General features: G+C 63.5%; 18 protein-coding genes. 12 read left to right on the forward strand and 6 right to left on the reverse strand.

Annotated elements, in window-relative coordinates:
* Positions 1-91 precede the first annotated feature (91 nt).
* From A2J01_RS04075 to A2J01_RS04090, 4 genes are all read right to left on the reverse strand, one after another.
* Entirely contained in the window at positions 92-1,144 is a 1,053-nt protein-coding gene (locus A2J01_RS04075; protein ID WP_042446695.1) for an AAA family ATPase, read from the reverse strand.
* Between the two features lie 10 nt (positions 1,145-1,154).
* The gene (locus A2J01_RS04080) at positions 1,155-2,192 is read right to left on the reverse strand and encodes an aliphatic amidase (RefSeq protein ID WP_003946093.1); all 1,038 of its coding nucleotides are present in this window, start codon (positions 2,190-2,192) and stop codon (positions 1,155-1,157) included.
* A 26-nt stretch (positions 2,193-2,218) separates the two neighbouring features.
* Entirely contained in the window at positions 2,219-2,839 is a 621-nt protein-coding gene (locus tag A2J01_RS04085; protein WP_064112045.1) for an AmiS/UreI family transporter, read from the reverse strand.
* 138 nt (positions 2,840-2,977) lie between these two features.
* Complete coding sequence (locus A2J01_RS04090; RefSeq protein ID WP_058227138.1) at positions 2,978-4,057, reverse strand: substrate-binding domain-containing protein; 1,080 nt, start codon at positions 4,055-4,057, stop codon at positions 2,978-2,980.
* A gap of 107 nt (positions 4,058-4,164) precedes the next feature.
* Here A2J01_RS04090 and A2J01_RS04095 point away from each other — a divergent pair, with 107 nt between their 5' ends.
* A complete protein-coding gene (locus A2J01_RS04095) occupies positions 4,165-4,590 on the forward strand; it encodes a MarR family transcriptional regulator (RefSeq protein WP_042446697.1) in 426 nt (141 codons plus the stop codon).
* 37 nt (positions 4,591-4,627) lie between these two features.
* Here the strand turns inward: A2J01_RS04095 and acs are convergent, their stop codons facing one another.
* Positions 4,628-6,559, reverse strand: coding sequence for an acetate--CoA ligase (gene acs, locus A2J01_RS04100; protein ID WP_007732429.1), 1,932 nt, complete (start codon positions 6,557-6,559; stop codon positions 4,628-4,630).
* 364 nt (positions 6,560-6,923) lie between these two features.
* Between acs and A2J01_RS04105 the strand changes: the two genes are divergently transcribed.
* The 5 genes from A2J01_RS04105 (at position 6,924) to A2J01_RS04125 (ending at position 13,077) form a co-directional block, all read left to right on the forward strand.
* Positions 6,924-8,540 (forward strand): peptide ABC transporter substrate-binding protein, encoded by a 1,617-nt coding sequence (locus A2J01_RS04105; protein ID WP_007732431.1) that lies wholly within the window; start codon positions 6,924-6,926, stop codon positions 8,538-8,540.
* 125 nt (positions 8,541-8,665) lie between these two features.
* Entirely contained in the window at positions 8,666-9,592 is a 927-nt protein-coding gene (locus tag A2J01_RS04110) for an ABC transporter permease (protein WP_019746637.1), read from the forward strand.
* Entirely contained in the window at positions 9,585-10,541 is a 957-nt protein-coding gene (locus A2J01_RS04115) for an ABC transporter permease (protein ID WP_019746638.1), read from the forward strand. Before A2J01_RS04110 ends, A2J01_RS04115 begins: the two co-directional genes overlap by 8 nt.
* Positions 10,542-10,546: 5 nt before the next feature.
* Entirely contained in the window at positions 10,547-12,271 is a 1,725-nt protein-coding gene (locus A2J01_RS04120; RefSeq protein ID WP_143173114.1) for a dipeptide ABC transporter ATP-binding protein, read from the forward strand.
* A gap of 56 nt (positions 12,272-12,327) precedes the next feature.
* A complete protein-coding gene (locus tag A2J01_RS04125; protein WP_020905979.1) occupies positions 12,328-13,077 on the forward strand; it encodes a hypothetical protein in 750 nt (249 codons plus the stop codon).
* A 391-nt stretch (positions 13,078-13,468) separates the two neighbouring features.
* On the opposite strand, the gene A2J01_RS04130 is transcribed toward A2J01_RS04125, so the two are convergent.
* Positions 13,469-14,287, reverse strand: coding sequence for an HAD-IB family hydrolase (locus tag A2J01_RS04130; protein WP_064112049.1), 819 nt, complete (start codon positions 14,285-14,287; stop codon positions 13,469-13,471).
* Between the two features lie 312 nt (positions 14,288-14,599).
* Between A2J01_RS04130 and ssd the strand changes: the two genes are divergently transcribed.
* From ssd to A2J01_RS04160, 6 genes are all read left to right on the forward strand, one after another.
* Positions 14,600-15,694 carry a septum site-determining protein Ssd gene (gene ssd / locus A2J01_RS04135; protein ID WP_042446709.1) on the forward strand — a complete coding sequence of 365 codons (1,095 nt, stop codon included), beginning with the start codon at positions 14,600-14,602 and terminating at the stop codon, positions 15,692-15,694.
* Positions 15,691-16,872, forward strand: a complete 1,182-nt coding sequence (locus A2J01_RS04140; protein WP_042446712.1) for a TadA family conjugal transfer-associated ATPase — start codon at positions 15,691-15,693, stop codon at positions 16,870-16,872. The genes ssd and A2J01_RS04140 overlap by 4 nt, the downstream gene beginning before the upstream one ends.
* Positions 16,869-17,657: a type II secretion system F family protein gene (locus tag A2J01_RS04145; RefSeq protein WP_042446714.1), complete on the forward strand. Its 789-nt coding sequence runs from the start codon at positions 16,869-16,871 to the stop codon at positions 17,655-17,657. Before A2J01_RS04140 ends, A2J01_RS04145 begins: the two co-directional genes overlap by 4 nt.
* Positions 17,654-18,238: a type II secretion system F family protein gene (locus A2J01_RS04150; protein ID WP_007732447.1), complete on the forward strand. Its 585-nt coding sequence runs from the start codon at positions 17,654-17,656 to the stop codon at positions 18,236-18,238. The genes A2J01_RS04145 and A2J01_RS04150 overlap by 4 nt, the downstream gene beginning before the upstream one ends.
* 65 nt (positions 18,239-18,303) lie before the next feature.
* A complete protein-coding gene (locus tag A2J01_RS04155; RefSeq protein WP_007732448.1) occupies positions 18,304-18,507 on the forward strand; it encodes a DUF4244 domain-containing protein in 204 nt (67 codons plus the stop codon).
* Positions 18,507-18,746 (forward strand): TadE family type IV pilus minor pilin (locus A2J01_RS04160; protein ID WP_064112051.1); only part of this gene is annotated, 240 nt, incomplete at its 3' end. The genes A2J01_RS04155 and A2J01_RS04160, both read left to right, overlap by 1 nt.

An 18,746-nucleotide genomic window follows, 5' to 3' on the forward strand; every position in this document is an offset into this window, starting at 1 on the left:
CAGGCACCCAACCTAGGGAGGTGGCGTTACGCGGACATGTTTGAAATGTGTCGCCCACGTTGCGGATTCGATCCGCAACGTGAGCGAGCACTCATGGGACTTTCTTTACCTGTATCTGATCACCAACTGCCCGCGCCTGCAAGGCGAGTGGTTGCGTCCCGACCGGCCGAAGGTCGAGAACGGCGGCGGCCACCGGGTCGGCCAAAACGTTCCGGATGGTCCGGCGCAGGCCACGTGCTCCGTACACCGGGTCGAACCCGCGCCGTTGCAACAGGGCGACGGCGCTGTCCTCCACCTCGACGTCGATGCCTCTCCTGGCCAACCGAGTCGTGATCAGTTCGATCTCGAGACGGGTCACTTGTTCCGCGGTCTGTTCGTCGAACTCGTCGAGGATCACGGTTTCGTCGATGCGGTTGAAGAATTCGGGGTCGAAGAACTTCTCCAACGCGCGTTGCACCAGATGATGACCATGGCGCGGTCGATCGATCCGGACGCGATCGGCGAGCTGCCGCAGGTGGGATCGCCGACGTTCTGCCACCGCAGCAGAGCCGAGATTCGAGGTCAGGAACACGTAGCTGTTGCGGAACGAGATCTTCTGCTGACCGTTCGCCAACCGGAGTTCGCCGTTGTCGAGGACCTGCAGGAGCGCACGCAGCACGGTGGGGTCGGCCTTCTCCACTTCGTCGAACAGGACGATTCCGGGGGTGTACGGATCGCCCTCGACGGTGTTCTTGTCGAACAGCGTGAAGGACTCCTTGCTACCGGCATATCCAGGTGGAGCCCCGGAGAACGACGCCGCATAATGCTCTTGCGCAAGAGCATTCATGTCGATGCGGCACAGATCATCTGGTCCTGACCGTAGTTCTGCGGCCACGCGCCGCACCAATTCCGTCTTGCCGACGCCGGTCGGGCCAACGAGAAGGATGTTGGCGAGCGGACGCGTCGGATCCGTGGCACCGACATGCGCGATCGAAATCGCACGAACCACTGCGTCGACGGCGGCCTGTTGTCCGACGATCTTGGAACTCAGGGCTTTCGAGAGCTTGCGAGCGTCGAAGGCCCCGACCGGTACGGGTTCGGTTCGTTCCTCGGCCGGTGGTGCTGCACTGTTCCGGTCATGGAGCATGTCGGTGATGTAAGGCACAGTGAGATCCTTACGCTTCGATTGTCTTCTCGACCGGCAGGTTTCCGACGCGACAATCCGCTACACCCACTGTGTCTCGGGTGATGGCCTCGACGCGTTCCTGAGCCTTCTGGGCGTCGGTGACCCACAGCTTGTAGAACTCGAACGGGCAGTCCGCGACGCCCTTGTCTCCGTCACCTGCTGCGTGGACACCGGAGTAGCCGCGATGGAGGAGTTTGAAGATGTGGTTCTGGGACTGATCGTTCTCGCGTGCGTCGCGAATGGCTGAGACGGAAAGCTGCGCGTATTGGATTCCGTATTCTTCTTCGCCGGTTTCACCCAGCGTCCGGCCGTCGAATCCGATGATCGCGGAGTGTCCGAAGTAGGAGTAGACGCCGTCGAATCCGGCCGCATTGGCAACTGCCACATAACAATTGTTGGCCCAGGCCATTGCCTTGGACATCATTACCTGCTGGTCCTTGGCGGGGTACATGTATCCCTGGCAACGGACGATCAGTTCCGCACCCTTCATCGCGCAGTCGCGCCAGATCTCCGGGTAGTTGCCGTCGTCGCAGATGATGAGCGAGATCTTCAGCCCCTTCGGGCCTTCGGTGACATACGTCGTGTCTCCCGGGTACCACCCTTCGATGGGGCACCAGGGCAGGATCTTTCGGTACCTCTGAACGATCTCGCCCTTGTTGTCGATGAGGATCAACGTGTTGTACGGGGGCTTGTTCGGGTGGTCTTCGTGCTGTTCGCCGGTGATGGAGAAGATTCCCCACGTGTCGGCTTCGCGGCACGCTGCGGAGAAGATCGCGGTCTCGTCGCCCGGGATGGTGGCTGCTGTCGCGTACATCTCCTCTTCGTTGTACATGATTCCCTGCGTGGAGTATTCGGGGAAGACCACCAGATCCATTCCGGGGAGGCCGGTCTTCATGCCGATCATCATGTCGGCGATCTTGCGCGCGTTCTCGAGGACGCCGGCGCGATCGTGCAGGCGGGGCATCTTGTAGTTGACCACTGCTACGCCGACCGTGTCGTTGCTCGAGGAGATGTCACCGTGTCGCATTGTCTTTCACTCCTTGGTTGTGTCGATCAGTTGAAGACTGGACGGGATTGGGGTACTGCGGTTTTGGGTGCAGCGAGGATCTTGGCCAGGCCCAGGAGAACCAGAAGTGCTCCGGCCCAACCGGCCGCGACGGCGGGTGTGGTGTGGAAGTTGTCGGTCAGGATCAGAAATGCGGGGACCGTGCACGTGGGCTGGCTCAGGAGGACCGCTGCCCAGCCGGTGAAGCGACTGAGATTCTCGCGGCCGAGCCCGAGTACCAGGAAGAACAGCGTCCACAGCGCTGCCCATGCGAGCCAGATGACCCCGAAGACGGGGTCGGTGCTCACTGTGAAAGAGAGGAAGGAGTACACGAGCGCGGCGCACGCGACGAACAGCGAGAACCACCCGATTCCTTCCGGCTCGAAGCCGGCGAGATTGCTGATGCCGACGTAGAGATAGGTGAATCCGAACAGATAGAGCCCTGAGGCCGCCAGGACGGCACTCGAATCTCCCTGAGCCTGAATCAACATGACGGTGGGGACGACGCATTGAAGTGCGCCGACGAAGAGGTTGAGGACCGAGGCGGATCGAACGGGAACTGTGCCGAGCAGCATCAGTCCGTTGACGAAGAGGACGGCTCCCACGTAAAGCAAACCAACACTGCCCATCGGGCACCTCCGGTTACTTCGGGACGGTTACTTCGGGACGGTTACTTCGGGACGGGTTACTTTCAAATGAAATGATTCCAAATGAAACTAAGTGATGCGCGCCACAGAAGTCAAGAGCGAGATCTCAGTGGGAAAATCTCAGAGCGTTGCGATGATCGAGAAGTCGAGTCCGTCGGCGACGGCGAGCTGAATCTTCTGTCGTGCAACACGATCACGAAACTCGACGGTTCCGCGAGGCCCGTCGTACGCGGCACCCTCGACGACGGCGTCCAGGTCACGCGGATGAGTGCTGTCGGCGCGTCGAACCAGGGCCGAAAGGGTATGTATCCCTTCGTAACACGATTCGGCGGCATTGTTCAGCGCCGGAGCGTGCGCGCCGTGCAGTGCGATGTAGCGCCCGAGTAGATCCATGGAGTTGCCGTCGACCATCGAACGGAAGTACGCGGCGGAGGCAAACAGGTTGCGGGTTGCCCTCGGCCCGCTCGCGAGCAGCATGTTCTCTTCCATCAACGGGCTGAACCGGATCATCGACTCGTCGAGGCCGCGGCGGGCGAAGGCGCGGTTGAAATCGACGGCGTCCTGGCCGACGAGGAGCATGATCACGCCGTCGCAACCGGAGTTCGAGACGGTCTCGACCAACTGCTTCATGTTTCCGCGCCCCAGGTCGACAAACGAACCGCCGACAAGGCTGAGATCGAGTTCGGTGGCGAATTGCCTCACGGCTCCGAGAGAGCTGTGCGGCCAAATGTAGTCGTCCCCGACGACAAACCACTTACGCGCTCCGACGTTGTCGCGCAGCCACTTCAGCGCCGGCGCGATCTGCTGCCGTGGTGTTTCGCCGGAGCAGTAGATGCCGGATCTGACCTCGCCGCCCTCGTAGAGCGAGGTGTACGAGTACGGAATGCGGTCCGCGACCACGGGTGCAAGAGCGTGGCGGACAGAGGAGATGTGCCAACCGCTGACCGCGTCGATGTCGCCTGCGTCGAGTAGTTGTCCCACGCGGGCGGCGACGACGCTCGGCGAAGCGCCGCCGTCGATCACTTCGATCTGGACTTCGCGTCCCAGCACGCCACCGGAGTTGTTGAGGTCGCGGGCGGCCAACTCGCTGATTGCTTCGCAGGAGGGGCCGAACAGTCCGGCCGGCCCCTGAAGGGGAACCACCATGCCCAGGCGCCACACCGCGCTGCGCGCGCGTTCGAGCGCGCCGGTAGCGCTCATGCGTCGCCGCCGGAATCGGGAGTCAGCGGCCTGGCCTGGGTTACTATCATTTCATTTGAAAGTATTGCCCGAGAAGTGTGAACTGCGCAACAGCGGGGGAGTGATCAGTGGGAAAAAGTGACTCCGGAATTCTTGATGCGTCGCTGACGACTGCGCTGGTCCGAGCAGCTCGAATGGCCGCGGCAGCGGCGGAGAAGGCGCTGGCGGCAGAGAATCTCACTCTTGATCACTGGATGACGCTCGAAGCCCTGGCGTCGACCGAGGGGCTGACGATGGCTGAGCTGCGCGATCGAACGGGAACACCGGCTCCGACGCTGACGCGAGTTGCGGACAAGTTGGTCTCGCTCGCGCTCATCTACCGCGAAGTCGGGGAGGACGACCGTCGGAAGGTACGCGTGTTTCTCTCCTCGCGCGGAAAGTCCTTGCACAAGAGGGTTGCCGCAGACATCCGCGTAGCCGAGGAGTCCTGGCTGACGTCGAAAGAGGAAGTGAAGTTGCGAGAGGGGCTTCGCCCCTGTGTGCCTTTCCGGTAGTGGGGACTACCAAAAAGGCGCACAGGGGCCGAAGGCCCTACTTGCCGCGGATGGCGTCGAATACCTTGGGATCGACCAGGGTCGAGGTGTCTCCGAGGTCGCGGCCTTCGGCGACGTCGCGCAGGAGGCGGCGCATGATCTTGCCGGACCGGGTCTTCGGCAGTTCCGGCACGATCGTGATCTGACGGGGCTTGGCGATGGGGCTGATGTCGGTGGAGACCTGAGCCTTGAGTTCGGCGATGAGGACGTCGCCGGTGTTCTCGACGCCTTCACGGAGGATGACGAACGCGACGATGCCCTGTCCGGTGGTCTCGTCGGCGGCACCGACGACGGCGGCTTCGGCGACTCCGTGATGGTTCACCAGTGCTGATTCCACTTCGGAGGTGGAGATGCGGTGACCGGAGACGTTCATGACGTCGTCGACGCGGCCGAGGACCCAGAGTGCGCCGTCGTCGTCGTACTTGGCGCCGTCACCGGCGAAGTACCAGCCTTCTTCGGCGTAGCGGGACCAGTAGGTGTCGCGGTAGCGGTCCATGTCGCCCCAGATGCCGCGCAGCATCGCCGGCCACGGCTCGTCGAGGACGAGGTAGCCGTTGCCGCCGGGGCCGAGGGGCTTGGCGTCGTCGTCGACGATCTTGGCGGAGATGCCGGGCAGTGGTGCCATGGCGGATCCGGGTTTGGTGGCGGTGATACCGGGGAGTGGGGAGATCATGATCGCGCCGGTCTCGGTCTGCCACCAGGTGTCGACGATGGGGGCTTTGTTGCCGCCGATGACCTCTCGGAACCAGCGCCACGCTTCGGGGTTGATGGGCTCGCCCACAGATCCGAGGAGGCGGATCGAGGACAGGTCGTGGGCGTCGGGGATCTCGCGGCCCCACTTCATGAACGTGCGCACGAGGGTGGGTGCGGTGTAGTAGATGGAGACGCCGTACTTCTCGATGATGTCGAAGTGGCGGTGCTCGTTCGGGGAGTTGGGGGTGCCTTCGTAGACGACCTGGGTGACGCCGTTCGAGAGGGGTCCGTAGACGATGTAGGAGTGTCCGGTGACCCAGCCGATGTCGGCGGTGCACCAGTAGACGTCTTGTCCCGCTTTGTGATCGAAGACGTTGTGGTGGGTGTACGAGGCCTGGGTGAGGTAGCCGCCGGAGGTGTGGATGATGCCCTTGGGCTTTCCGGTGGTGCCGGAGGTGTAGAGAATGAACAGGGGATGCTCGGCGTCGAAGGCCTGCGCCTCGTGCTCGGGTGAGGCCTGTGCGACGGTTTCGTGCCACCACAGGTCGCGGCCGTCGGTCCAGTCGACGTCGATGCCGGTCCGGTTGACCACCAACACGTTCTGGACGGATTCGGCGCCGGCGACGGATTCGTCGACCGCTGTTTTGATGGGTGCTGCTGCGCCGCGTCGCCACTGCCCGTCGACGGTGACGACGAGTTTGGCTTGGGCGTCGTCGATGCGTGAGCGTAGGGCGGTGGCGGAGAATCCGGCGAAGACGACCGAGTGAGTCAGGCCGAGGCGGGCGCAGGCGAGCATGGTGACGATCGCTTCGGGGATCATCGGCATGTAGATCGCGACGCGGTCACCGGCGACGAGGCCGAGGTCGGTGAAAGTGTTTGCGGCGCGGCTGACTTCGGCGAGGAGGTCGTTGTAGGTCAGGTCGCGGGAATCGCCTGGTTCGCCTTCGAAGTGGATGGCGACGCGGTCGCCGTTGCCGGCGAGGACGTGGCGGTCGACGCAGTTGTAGGCGACGTTGAGTTTTCCGCCGACGAACCACTTGGCGACGGGGGCGTCGGTCCAGTCGAGGACGTCGGTCCATTTCTCGTGCCAGTGAAGGCGCTCAGCCTGATTCGCCCAGAAAGCGAGGCGGTCGGTATCTGCGGCAGCCTGCAACTCCGGTCCCGCGTTGGCGGCCGCAGCGAACTCTGCGCTCGGCGGATATGCCTGGGGGACGTCTGTTTCGGCTGCGCTTGTCATGGCTGACGGCCTTCTTTCCACTTTGATCGACACTTTTCTGACTCCGTGTGAGGGTAGTCACAAGCTCGCGTAAACGCACCGTTGCATCACGTTGCAACCCGTTGTCCTGCGACGATCGGTCGAATTGATGCGACGGGTGGTCGCTTCCGCCGACGAGTGAATGGGCGCGGACAGATTTCCCTCGGAATTGCGGACAATGGGTGCGATGCGCGCCCCGCGTCGGATGTGTCTATTGTCAAACCATTATTCGACCACAACTCGAAGTCACGTTCACTTTCAGTTGTAGGCGACACGACGCCGGCAGTTACGGCTGTCGGCAGGCCGCGAGCATGCTCGGGGTCACTTAGATGTGGAAGGAATTCCTTTGCGTATCTCACGCATAGCGACGGGCGCGGTCGCGCTCGGAATGACGGCAGTGCTGATCACGGCATGTTCGTCCGGCGATTCGTCGGGCGGATCGTCCAGTGGCGTCGTCAACGCCTGGGCGGGCGAGCCTCAGAACCCGTTGATCCCCACGAACACGAGTGAGAACATGGGCGGCCGCGTCCTCGACTCGCTGTTCTCCGGTCTCGTTTCGTACACCGCAGACGGCGGTACGGAGAACGAGGTTGCCGAGTCCATCGAGAGCACCGACGGTCAGAACTTCACCGTCAAGCTCAAGGACGGTTGGACCTTCACGGACGGCACCCCCGTCACCGCGAAGTCGTTCGTCGACGCGTGGAACTACGGCGCCCTCTCCACCAACGCTCAGCTTCAGGCATCGTTCTTCGATCCGATCAAGGGCTACGACGAAGTTGCCGCCGAGGTTCCGACGGCACAGACCATGTCGGGTCTGAAGGTTGTGGACGACTCCACCTTCACCATCGAACTCAAGCAGCCCGAGTCGGCGTTCCCCGATCGCCTCGGCTTCACGGCGTACTACCCGCTGCCCGAGGTCGCGTTCAAGGACATGACCGCCTTCGGTGAGAACCCGATCGGCAACGGCCCGTACAAGCTCGACGGAACCGGCGCGTGGCAGCACAACGTCCGCATCGACACCGTCGTGAACCCGGACTACAACGGCAACCGTAAGCCGAAGAACGCCGGCGTCGACTTCATCATGTACAACAGCCTCGACACGGCGTACACCGATCTCCTGGCCAACAACGTCGACGTTCTCGACCAGGTTCCGCCGAGCGCCGTCACGACCTTCGAGTCGGACCTGCCCGGACGCACCGTCAACCAGCCGTCGGCAACCATCGAGACGTTCACGATCCCGGGTCGCCTGCCGCACTTCAGCGGCGAAGAGGGCATGCTCCGCCGTCAGGCGATCTCGATGGCGATCAACCGCGATCAGATCACCCAGCAGATCTTCAACAAGACCAGGACGCCTGCACTCGACTTCACCAGCCCCGCAATCAAGGGCTGGAACGACTCGCTGACCGGTAACAGCAACGTGAAGTTCGATCCCGAGGCGGCCAAGGCTGCTTGGGCCAAGGCCGACGCCATCGCACCGTGGTCCGGCAGCTTCGAGATCGCCTACAACTCCGACGGCGGACACCAGGAATGGGTCGATGCCACGGCGAACAGCATCCGCAACACCCTCGGTATCGACGCAAAGGGCAAGCAGTACGCCACCTTCGCTCAGATCCGCACCGAAGCCACCGACCGCACCATCCAGAGCTCTTTCCGCTCCGGTTGGCAGGGCGACTACCCGCAGCAGTACGGCTTCCTGGCGCAGAACTACCAGACCGGCGGCAGCTCCAACGACGGTGAGTACTCCAACCCCGAGTTCGACCGCCTCCTGCGCGAATCGGCCGGCCAGACCGATCAGGCGAAGGCTCAGGAACTGCTCGATCAGGCCCAGGAAGTCCTGCTCAAGGACCTGCCCGCAGTTCCGACGTGGTACCGCAACGCTGCCAGTGGATGGTCGGAGAACGTTTCCAACGTGACCATCAGCTGGAACGGTGTTCCGGTCTACGAAGACATCGAAAAGAACTGACGCGTAGAACGATCCGCATCTGAAACGTGAGTTCGGGGCGGCAGGCGCCCTGCCTGCCGTCCCGAACTCGTGTTCACACCGGACTGTCCGCTGACGTACACGATCATCGACAAGGAGGTGATCCGATGCTCTGGTACATCGGTCGCCGAGTGCTTCAAATGATCCCGGTTTTTCTCGGGGCCACTCTTCTGATCTACGCCATGGTCTTCCTGCTTCCCGGTGATCCGATTGCCGCGTTGGCGGGCGACAAGGCGCTCAGTCCGGCTGTGGCAGCACAGCTTCGGGAGCGCTACCACCTCGATCTCCCCTTCTATCAGCAGTACCTGCTGTACCTGAAGGGCATCTTCACGCTGGACTTCGGCACGTCGTTCTCCGGACGACCTGTCAGTGAAGTTCTGGCACAGGCATTTCCGATCACGATGAAACTCGCCTTCATGGCACTGATCGTCGAGACCGTCTTCGGTGTCGGCTTCGGCCTCATCGCCGGCCTGCGTAAGGGCGGATTCTTCGACAGCACCGTCCTGCTGTTCAGCCTCGTTCTCATCGCCATCCCGATCTTCGTGATCGGCTTCCTGGCTCAGTTCTTCATCGGCGTCAAATGGGGCATCGTCCCGCCGACGGTCGGTGGCAACACCAGCTTCACCAATCTCCTGCTCCCTGCCCTGGTTCTTGGTTCGGTCTCGTTCGCCTACGTCCTGCGACTGACCCGAACGTCCGTGGCGGAGAATCTGACTGCCGATTACGTCCGCACCGCTACCGCCAAGGGACTTTCCCGTGGACGAGTGGTTCGCGTGCACGTGTTGCGCAACTCGCTGATCCCCGTGGTCACGTTCCTGGGTGCCGACCTCGCAACGTTGATGGGCGGCGCCATCGTCACCGAGGGCATCTTCAACATCAACGGCGTCGGCGGCACGATCTACCAGGCCGTGACCAGAGGTGAAGCGCCGACGGTGGTTTCGTTCGTCACCATCCTGATCGTGATCTACCTGATCGCGAATCTGCTCGTCGACCTCTTGTACGCCGCGCTCGATCCGAGGATCCGCTATGTCTGAGACCGTGAAGACCGGACGCGCAGTCCGGCAAAGTCATTTCGTGGCACCGCCCGAAGTTGCGGCACCGGGGGAGACGGACGCCGTCAAACTCGATCAGGCGCCGACCAGCATGTGGACCGATGCGTGGCGCGACCTACGCAAGCGCCCCCTGTTCATCATCTCGACGATCATCATCCTCGCGGTCATCGTCATCGCAGCGTTTCCGAGCTTGTTCACGAGCACCGATCCGCGGTTCTGCGACCTGACCTACAGCATGCAGGGGCCGACCTCAGGGCACTGGTTCGGTTTCGACCGCCAGGGCTGTGACGTGTACTCGCGCACCATCTACGGTGCTCGCGCATCCGTACTCGTGGGCGTCGGCGTCACGGCGTCGGTGCTGGTGATCGGCGTGATCTTCGGTGCGCTGTCCGGTTTCTACGGCGGATGGACCGATTCGATCCTCTCCCGTGTCGCCGACATCTTCTTCGGCATCCCGCTGATCCTGGCTGCCATCGTCCTGATGCAGCTGTTCACCGATCGCACCATCTGGACCGTCGTCGGCGTGCTGGCGCTCTTCGGCTGGCCGCAGATGGCAAGAATCGCTCGAGGCGCGGTGATCTCGGCGAAGAACAACGATTACGTCATGGCCTCGGAAGCGTTGGGTGTCTCGAAGCTCAAGACACTGATCCGCCACGTCATCCCGAACTCGTTGGCGCCCATCATCGTGGTCGCCACCATCTCGCTCGGTACGTACATCGTTGCCGAGGCGACGCTGTCCTTCCTCGGTATCGGTCTTCCGTCCACCGAGGTTTCGTGGGGCGGCGACATCAGCAACGCTCAGGTGACGCTGCGTCAGGGTTCGACCATTCTGTTCTACCCGGCAACGGCTTTGGCGATCACCGTTCTCGGATTCATCATGATGGGTGACGCTCTGCGCGACGCCCTCGATCCCAAGTCGCGGAAGCGGTGAGCACGATGACCACCAAGGAAACTCTCACCTCGGAGGAAACTCCGTTGCTCGAGATTCGTGATCTCGAGGTGTCTTTCCAGTCCAATTCCGGTCCGGTTCCGGCAGTTCGAGGCGTCAGCCTGACCGTCTACCCGGGTCAGACGGTCGCGATCGTCGGCGAATCGGGTTCGGGTAAGTCCACCACCGCCCACTCGATCATCAATCTGCTTCCCGGCACCGGCAAGGTGACGGCAGGCGAGATCATCTTCGACGGCAAGGACATCTCGAAGGTCTCGGAGAAGGACTTCGTCCACATCCGGGGAAGCCAGATCGGTTTGGTTCCGCAGGACCCGATGTCGAATCTGAATCCCGTGTGGAAAGTGGGCTTCCAGATCGAGGAAGCACTGGCCGCCAACGGGATCGCCAAGGGCAAGGCAGCCAAGGTTCGGGCCGCCGAACTGCTCGAGGAGGCAGGACTCGCCGAAGCCGAGAGCCGGTTGGGGCAGTACCCGCACGAGTTCTCGGGCGGTATGCGTCAGCGCGCACTCATCGCGATCGGGTTGTCCGCTCGTCCGAAGCTCCTGATCGCGGACGAGCCGACGTCGGCGCTCGACGTCACCGTCCAGCGTCAGATCCTCGACCACCTCGACGGTCTGACTACGGAACTCGGCACCGCCGTTCTGCTCATCACTCACGATCTTGGCCTGGCCGCCGAGCGCGCCGAGCATCTGATCGTGATGAGCAAGGGTCGTATCGTCGAATCCGGTCCGGCACTGGAGATTCTGAAGCGCCCGCAGCATCCGTACACGCAGAAGCTGGTCGCGGCTGCGCCGTCGTTGGCGTCGAAGCGGCTCAGCTCGTCGGTGGCGCGCGCCGAGATTCGCGAACAGGCGGAAGAGGTCGCCGAAGCGGTCAAGGCCGAGGAAAGTGCGGCAGAGTCCTTCGGCAAGGTGACCGACGACGTTCTTGTCGTCGATCATCTGACCAAGGTGTTCAAGCTGCGCAAGGGTTTCCGCAAGACCACCGACTTCACAGCCGTGAACGACGTGTCCTTCAAGGTCCGCCGCGGAACCACAACGGCGATCGTCGGTGAATCGGGTTCCGGTAAGTCGACGGTCGCACAGATGGTCCTCGGTCTGCTCGAGCCCACTGCGGGCAACGTGGTCTTCGACGGTCAGGACGTGGCGAAACTCGGTGCGAAGGAAACATTTGCGTTCCGTCGACGAGTGCAGCCGATCTTCCAGAACCCCTACGGCACACTCGACCCGATGTACTCGATCTACCGCACGATCGAGGAACCGCTGCGTACCCACAAGGTCGGGACCAAAGCCGAGCGTGAGGCTCGCGTCCGCGAACTTCTCGACAAGGTGGGTCTACCGCAGTCGGTCATGCGTCGGTTCCCGAACGAACTCTCCGGTGGACAACGTCAGCGCGTCGCCATCGCGCGAGCACTGGCCTTGCAACCGGAGGTCGTGATCTGCGACGAGGCGGTCTCCGCTCTCGACGTGCTCGTGCAGGATCAGATCTTGACCCTGCTCAACGACCTGCAGGCAGAGTTCGGGTTGACGTACCTCTTCATCACGCACGACCTGGCCGTGGTTCGTCAGATCGCGGACAACGTGTTGGTGATGTCGCGTGGCTCGATCGTCGAATCGGCACCGATCGACGACGTGTTCGGTAATCCGCAACAGGACTACACCCGCAAGTTGCTCGACGCGATTCCCGGTGGGTCCATCAAGCTGGGAAGCTGACGCAACAGGTAGGTAGGCAAGTCCGCAGAGGGGCTGCAAGGGTACCGTCGTTGATCGTGACGGACCCCTTGCAGCCCCTCGTCGATCTTCCAGGCGTACGCGCCGCCGCCGATCATGCGCGCGATGCTCTGGGTGAGGTTCATCGGCACAAGACCAACCGTCGCGGTTGGCCCACCACTGCCGCTGAAGCCGCGGTTCGCGCTGCGCGCGCTTCTGCATCGCTGGCCGGTGGCACCACCGAATTGCCGGCCGAGGGCATGGCCGGTGATCCGATTCTCGCGGGTGCTCTGCGCGTGGCTCAGGCTCTCGACGGCGACAGCCTTCCGCTCATGGAGTCGACGTGGAAGCGAGCCCCACTTCAGGCTTTGGCCCGGCTGCACCTGTTGGCCGCGGCGGATCTCGTCGAGGACGCAGATCAACTGGGGCGGCCACGGTCGGATCGCGGAGTGGGGGAGCGGTTGGACGCTCTCGCCCAACTCGTTACTGGCGGAACCAGTGCACCGGCACCTGTTCTGGCGGCCGTCGTACACGGAGAACTCTTGGCGCTGAGCCCGTTCGGCACCGCTGACGGCATCGTCGCCCGCGCGGCCTCGCGTCTGGTTGCGGTCTCGTCGGGGCTGGATCCGCACAATCTCGGGGTCCCCGAGGTCAGTTGGCTTCGGCGGCCACAGGCGTACACGGACGGCGCGGCAGGATTCGCTTCGGGAAATCCGGCGGGCGTCGGCAGCTGGGTGATTCTGTGCTGTGGTGCTCTCGAAGCCGGTGCGCGAGAGGCGACTTCGATTGCCGACGCCGCTACCGGATAGTCCGGCAAATTGCCCCTGCCGGAACATAACGAACGGGCGGCGCTGCCGATAAATCGACTTCGCCGCCCGTCAGCACGGACTACTCGTTACCAAGCGTGCTCGGTGGGTTGTGTGGGTGGCCTCGGCGAGGGATCGCACTTTCTGAGGTCGTCCCCGCAACCTGTGCGGGGTCCTCGCTCAAATTGAACGAATCTCGCAGGCCCACAACGCTTCTGCCCTTATAGTGGCTTGTGCTCCGCGTGGGTGCCCTAGTGCCCGTGCTAGGAATTTCGGTTGGGGAAACGGTCCTTCTCTTCCGAGCCGTTCCTGGCCTTCCGTTCTTCCGTAACTCCTTTGTACCCTGTGTCCGGGCTCACAGCAAGTACCAATTTTTGTTTGTGGGCCTTGGATTTCAGCGTTTCCGGCGCAGTAGCCCGAAGGTCATGGCGCCGGCCACCAGAGCTGCGATTCCCACCGCAGCGGTAGTGGCCACCGTGGTCGTGGACTGGGCCGATAATCGGGCACGAAGTGAGACCGGATTCGAGAAAGTCAGTATGGGCCAACCGTTTACGGCCGCTTCCTTGCGCAACGCTCGATCGGGGTTGACTGCGGTCGGATGTCCGACAGCCTCGAGCATGGGTAAATCCGTCACCGAGTCGGAGTAGGCGTAACTGGCGGCGAGGTCGTAACCGTACTCCGCGGCGAGTTTTTTCATGGCTTCGACCTTGCCGGGGCCGTAGCAGTAGAAGTCCACCTCGCCGGTGTAGTGGCCGTCTTCCTCCCTCATCGACGTCGCGACGGAATGGGTGGCGCCGAGGGCGCGGGCGATCGGTGCGACGATCTCTTCACCCGAAGCAGACACGACGATGACGTCGTGTCCACGCAGCTTGTGATCTGCGATCAGATCGGCCGCCTCGGCGAAGACGAGTGGATCGACGATGTCGTGCAGAGTCTCCGCGACGACGGCCTTCACCTGTTCCACGTCCCAGCCCGCACACATCGCCGTCAGATGCTCGCGCATGCGCTCCATCTGATCGTGATCGGCGCCGGACAGTAGAAACAGGAATTGCGCATAGCTGCTCTTGAGAACCGAGCGTCGATTGATCAGACCCTGTGCGAAGAATGGCTTGCTGAACGCCAGGGTGCTCGACTTCGCGATGATCGTTTTGTCCAAATCGAAGAAAGCGGCTGTCCGCCCGGTATTCAGTCCGTTCGCAGGCTTGTCGGTCACAGGATTGAGGATAGTCCGACAGGCGGTTCGTGTGCGCTTCGGCAAGCGTCCTCTTTCGGCGAAAAACAGCAGTTCAGTGCAGCTCAGGCTTGCATTTCTCGCCGATGGCGGGTGTAAGATCGTTGCTGTTCGATTCGTTCGAACTAGTTCAGCCCGACCCCCCGGGGCTGAACTCAGACGGCCCCCGCCTCCTCCCCCCATTGGCGGGGGTCGTCCTCTGTCTCAGGCCTGTTTCTCCCCAACCTCCCAGTTGTCCACAGGGTTGTTCGGCCCACTGTTTTCGGTGCCGGTGCTCGTTCAGGCTCTGCAGTCATGAACACGACGATCAGCTCTCAGGAAACCGGGGCTCCCATTCTGGTTCTCGTCGACGACGCGAAAATCCTCGCGAGCGTGCGACGCGTCGCTGCCGCGGTGGACCGCCGGCTGGACGAGGCCGAACATCCCGTGTCCCGGCAACAGTGGAACCGGGCCTCGGCGGTGGTACTGGACGCGTCGGCGGCGCGAGATGCTCTGGCTCGTTCCCCCAAGCGAACGCGAGTGTTCCTCGTATGCGACGGCACACCGACCGTCGACGATTGGAAGAGCGCCACCGCGATCGGAGCCGACAGCGTTCTGTCCTTGCCCGAGGAAGAGAACGCGCTGGTCGCAGTTCTGGCCGACCACGTCGACGTCAGTGGTGACGGCACCGTCGTGAGCGTGGTGGGTGGTTGTGGCGGCGGCGGAGCCTCGGCAACTGCTGCGGCAGTCGCGTTGACGTCGGCGGCACGTCACGTCCCGACGCTGTTGGTGGACGTCGACGCACTCGGTTCCGGCGCCGACGTGCTGTTGGGTATCGAGACTGCTCCCGGATTACGTTGGGGTGCACTGACCGTCGAGGGCGGGCGGTTGTCCCCGGAGGCGCTGCGCGATGCACTGCCGGCGAAGGGAAAGTTTCTGAGGGTTCTGGCGAGCAGTCGCCGGGAGATCGACGGTCCGACAGTGACCGCCGTTCGCGCCGTGCTTGACGCAGGTCGCAGTTCCGGCGGGCTCGTGGTCTGCGACGTGCCACGTCATCCCAGCGAGGTAGGTCAGGCCGTGTTGGAGATGTCGGATTCGGTGCTCGTGGTGGTTCCGGCCACCGTGGCCGCATGCGTCGCGGCCGAGAAGGTCGGAGCCTGGGTGGTGCGACACAACTCCAACGTCGGGCTCGTCGTGCGTGGGCCGGCACCGGGAGGCCTACGCGGCGCCGATGTGGCAGACATGCTCGGCCTGCCCCTGACGGCCGTGATGCGCGGCCACCGATCGCTGGCGCCGATGCTCGAGCGTGGTGGCCTCGAATTGACCCGCGGTTGTCCGTTGAGTGTGGCGGCAACAGCGGTACTCGACGCCGTCGAATCCGGCGCACGCCCGCGCAGGGCTGCGGCATGAGTGCGTTGGTCACGGCCGAACTGCTCGACCGAGTTCGCGAGCGATTGACGGCGTCGTCGGTCGGCGAGCCGACGGCGGCCACCGTTGCCGATGCCGTGCGAGCTGAGTCCTCGGGCGTTCTGGCGGACACGGATCTGTTGGAGGTCGTCAGGGTGCTCCAGACGGAACTGACAGGCGCGGGGCCGCTCGAACCTCTGCTGCACGAACCCGGGGTCGCCGACGTACTGGTGACCGCGCCGGATCAGGTCTGGGTGGACCGCGGGGTCGGCCTCGAAAGGTCAGGGGTGCGGTTCACCGACGAGGCAGCTGTGCGTCGATTGGCGCAGCGGTTGGCACTGTCGGCAGGTCGACGCCTCGACGACGCCCAACCGTGGGTCGACGGCCGCCTGCGGGGCGTCGGCGACGGGCACTTCGGGGTACGACTTCATGCCGTACTCGCACCCGTGGCCCAGGGTGGAACCTGCGTGTCACTGCGAGTGTTGCGGCCCGCGACCCAGGGTCTCGACGCGCTGTCCGCCCACGGCGCCGTGGAACCGGACGCGCGGGAGCTCCTCAATCGCATCATTTCTTGTCGCTTGGCTTTTCTGGTGATCGGCGGGACCGGTGCGGGAAAGACCACGTTGTTGTCCGCCATGCTCGGCGCGGTCGACCCGCGCGAGCGAATCGTCTGTGTCGAGGACGCGGCCGAACTGGCGCCGCCGCATCCACACGTCGTCCGCCTCGTCGCCAGAGCTCCCAACGTCGAGGGCGTCGGAGAGGTGACGGTGCGCGATCTGGTTCGGCAGGCACTACGAATGCGTCCCGATCGCATCGTCGTCGGTGAGGTCCGCGGCGCAGAGGTGACTGATCTGCTCACGGCGATGAACACCGGCCACGACGGCGGCGCCGGCACCGTTCACGCCAATTCGCCCGAAGAGGTGCCGGCCAGACTCGAGGCGTTGGCGGCGCTCGGCGGTATGGATCGCCACGCGTTGCACAGTCAACTTGCCGCGGCAGTTCAAGTGATCCTGCACGTGCACAGATTGGCTGACGGATCGAGGCGTCTCGAACAGATCGGTGTCATCGACCGCGGTGCGGACGGGTATGTACGAATCATGCAGGCGTGGCCGGACGGCGGTTCGGGTCGTGAGCGGCTCGAGCGGATGTTCCGGCTTCGCAATCGAGAGGTCGGGACGTGACGGTTTCCCTCTTGGCCTTCGCGTTGGCGGTCTCGATTGCGCCGGTGCGGGATTCACGTGCTCGGCTCGCCACGTACACCCCGAGCGTCCGCAAGTCCTCCCGGCAGATTCCGTGGCAGTTCGTCGCCGCATTTCTCGCGATTTCGGCCGCGTGGATCCTCGGAGGTCTTCCGGCAGGGTGTGCGGCTGTCGTCCTCGCCGGGACCCTGATCCTCCGTGGCCGACGCGCGAATGCAGCCGAAACCCGGGATCTCTCACAGAAGATGCTGCTCTCCGGTCTGGAGGTGCTGATCGCCGAGCTGAGCGTCGGCGCGCATCCTGCAGCGGCCAGTTCTGTTGCAGGCGAGGAATGTACCGGAGAAGTGAGTGCCGTATTCCGTTCCGCTGGGGCCAGGGCGCGTCTCGGAGGTTCTGCCGCAGCGGCCTTCGCGGTACCGGATTCGTGCATCGAGCGTGAGTTCTCCCGCATCGGATCCGTCTGGCGGGTCGCCGACCAACACGGGCTGGCACTGGCGGAACTACTCGGCGCCGTCCGGACGGACATGTTGGGACGTAGACGCTTTCGTCAGCGTACCGAGGCCGGGTTGGCGGGCGCTCGGGCGACCGCTGCGGTGTTGGCCTTTCTCCCGCTGTTGGGGATCGGTCTCGGGCAATTGATGGGTGCTTCGCCGCTGCGCGTGCTGTTCGGAGGTGGGCTCGGCGGCGTGCTCCTGGTGATCGGAACCGCTTGTGTCTCAGCTGGTCTGCTCTGGACCGACCGGATAACTGCGAAGGTCACGTCGTGAGTTGGGCATCCGTGGCGATGATGGCGTTGGCGTTCGCGATCATTCCCGCTCGTCGCGGTGCTTCGGCCAGGGCGGCAGAAATTCTCTTCGCGGACACAACAACAGAAGATTCGGTTCCAGTCCCGGACAAGCCGGATCCACTCGCAGTTGCCGCAAGTCTCGACCTTCTCGGGGCCTGCCTACGAGCGGGGCTTCCCGTCTCCGCCGCGATCACAGCGATGGCGTCGACGGCACCGAAACCGATGGCCGACTCGCTTCGTCGCGTCGCCGACCTTCTGGCGCTCGGTGCCGATCCCGACGCCGCGTGGAGCGAAGCCGCTCTCGATCCCGATACCGAGGCGCTCGCCAGAATGGCTCGGCGTTCCGCCCGTTCGGGTTCGTCGCTGTCCTCATCCATGGCCGAACTCGCCGAGCGCAGTCGAGGTGACGCCGAGGATCTTGCTGCTGCCGCAGCCGAACGCGCGGGAGTGCTGATCAGCGGTCCACTCGGGCTGTGTTTCCTCCCGGCGTTCATCGCCTTGGGCATCGTCCCGGTGGTGATCGGGCTTGCCACGACTGTGCTCGGTAACGGCCTGCTGTGAGCCGGATCCGAGTGAAAGCTCCTGCGGCAGAAGTGCTGCCAAAGGTTTCGATTGAAGGGGGAGAAATGATTTCGAAGACGTTGAGGACGGTGTCGGCCAGATTTGCGCTGTTGGTTGCCGAGGACGACGGCATGTCCACCGCGGAGTATGCGATCGGCACGATTGCGGCTGCCGCATTCGGTGCCGTCCTGTACACGGTTGTCACTGGCGACTCCATTGTCTCGGCGCTGACAGGCATCATCGACAAGGCGCTCAAGACAGCTGTGTGATGTTGTCCACGAGAGGTATTCGGCAAGCCGACGACGGCGCCGTGACGGTGGAGGCCGCGATTGCTCTGGCTTCGATCGTCACGGTGGTCGTGCTGTGTGTCGGTGGAGTCCTGGCGGTGTCGATGCAGGTTCGGTGTGTCGACGCCGCTCGTGAGGCCGCGCGGTTGGTGGCACGTGGTGATCGTGAGTCTGCGGTCGCCACGGCCCGCCGGATCGCACCCGAAGATGCGTCGATCTCG

This window comes from Rhodococcus sp. EPR-134 (assembly GCF_001647205.1).
GTDB classification, from domain to species: domain Bacteria; phylum Actinomycetota; class Actinomycetes; order Mycobacteriales; family Mycobacteriaceae; genus Rhodococcus_F; species Rhodococcus_F qingshengii.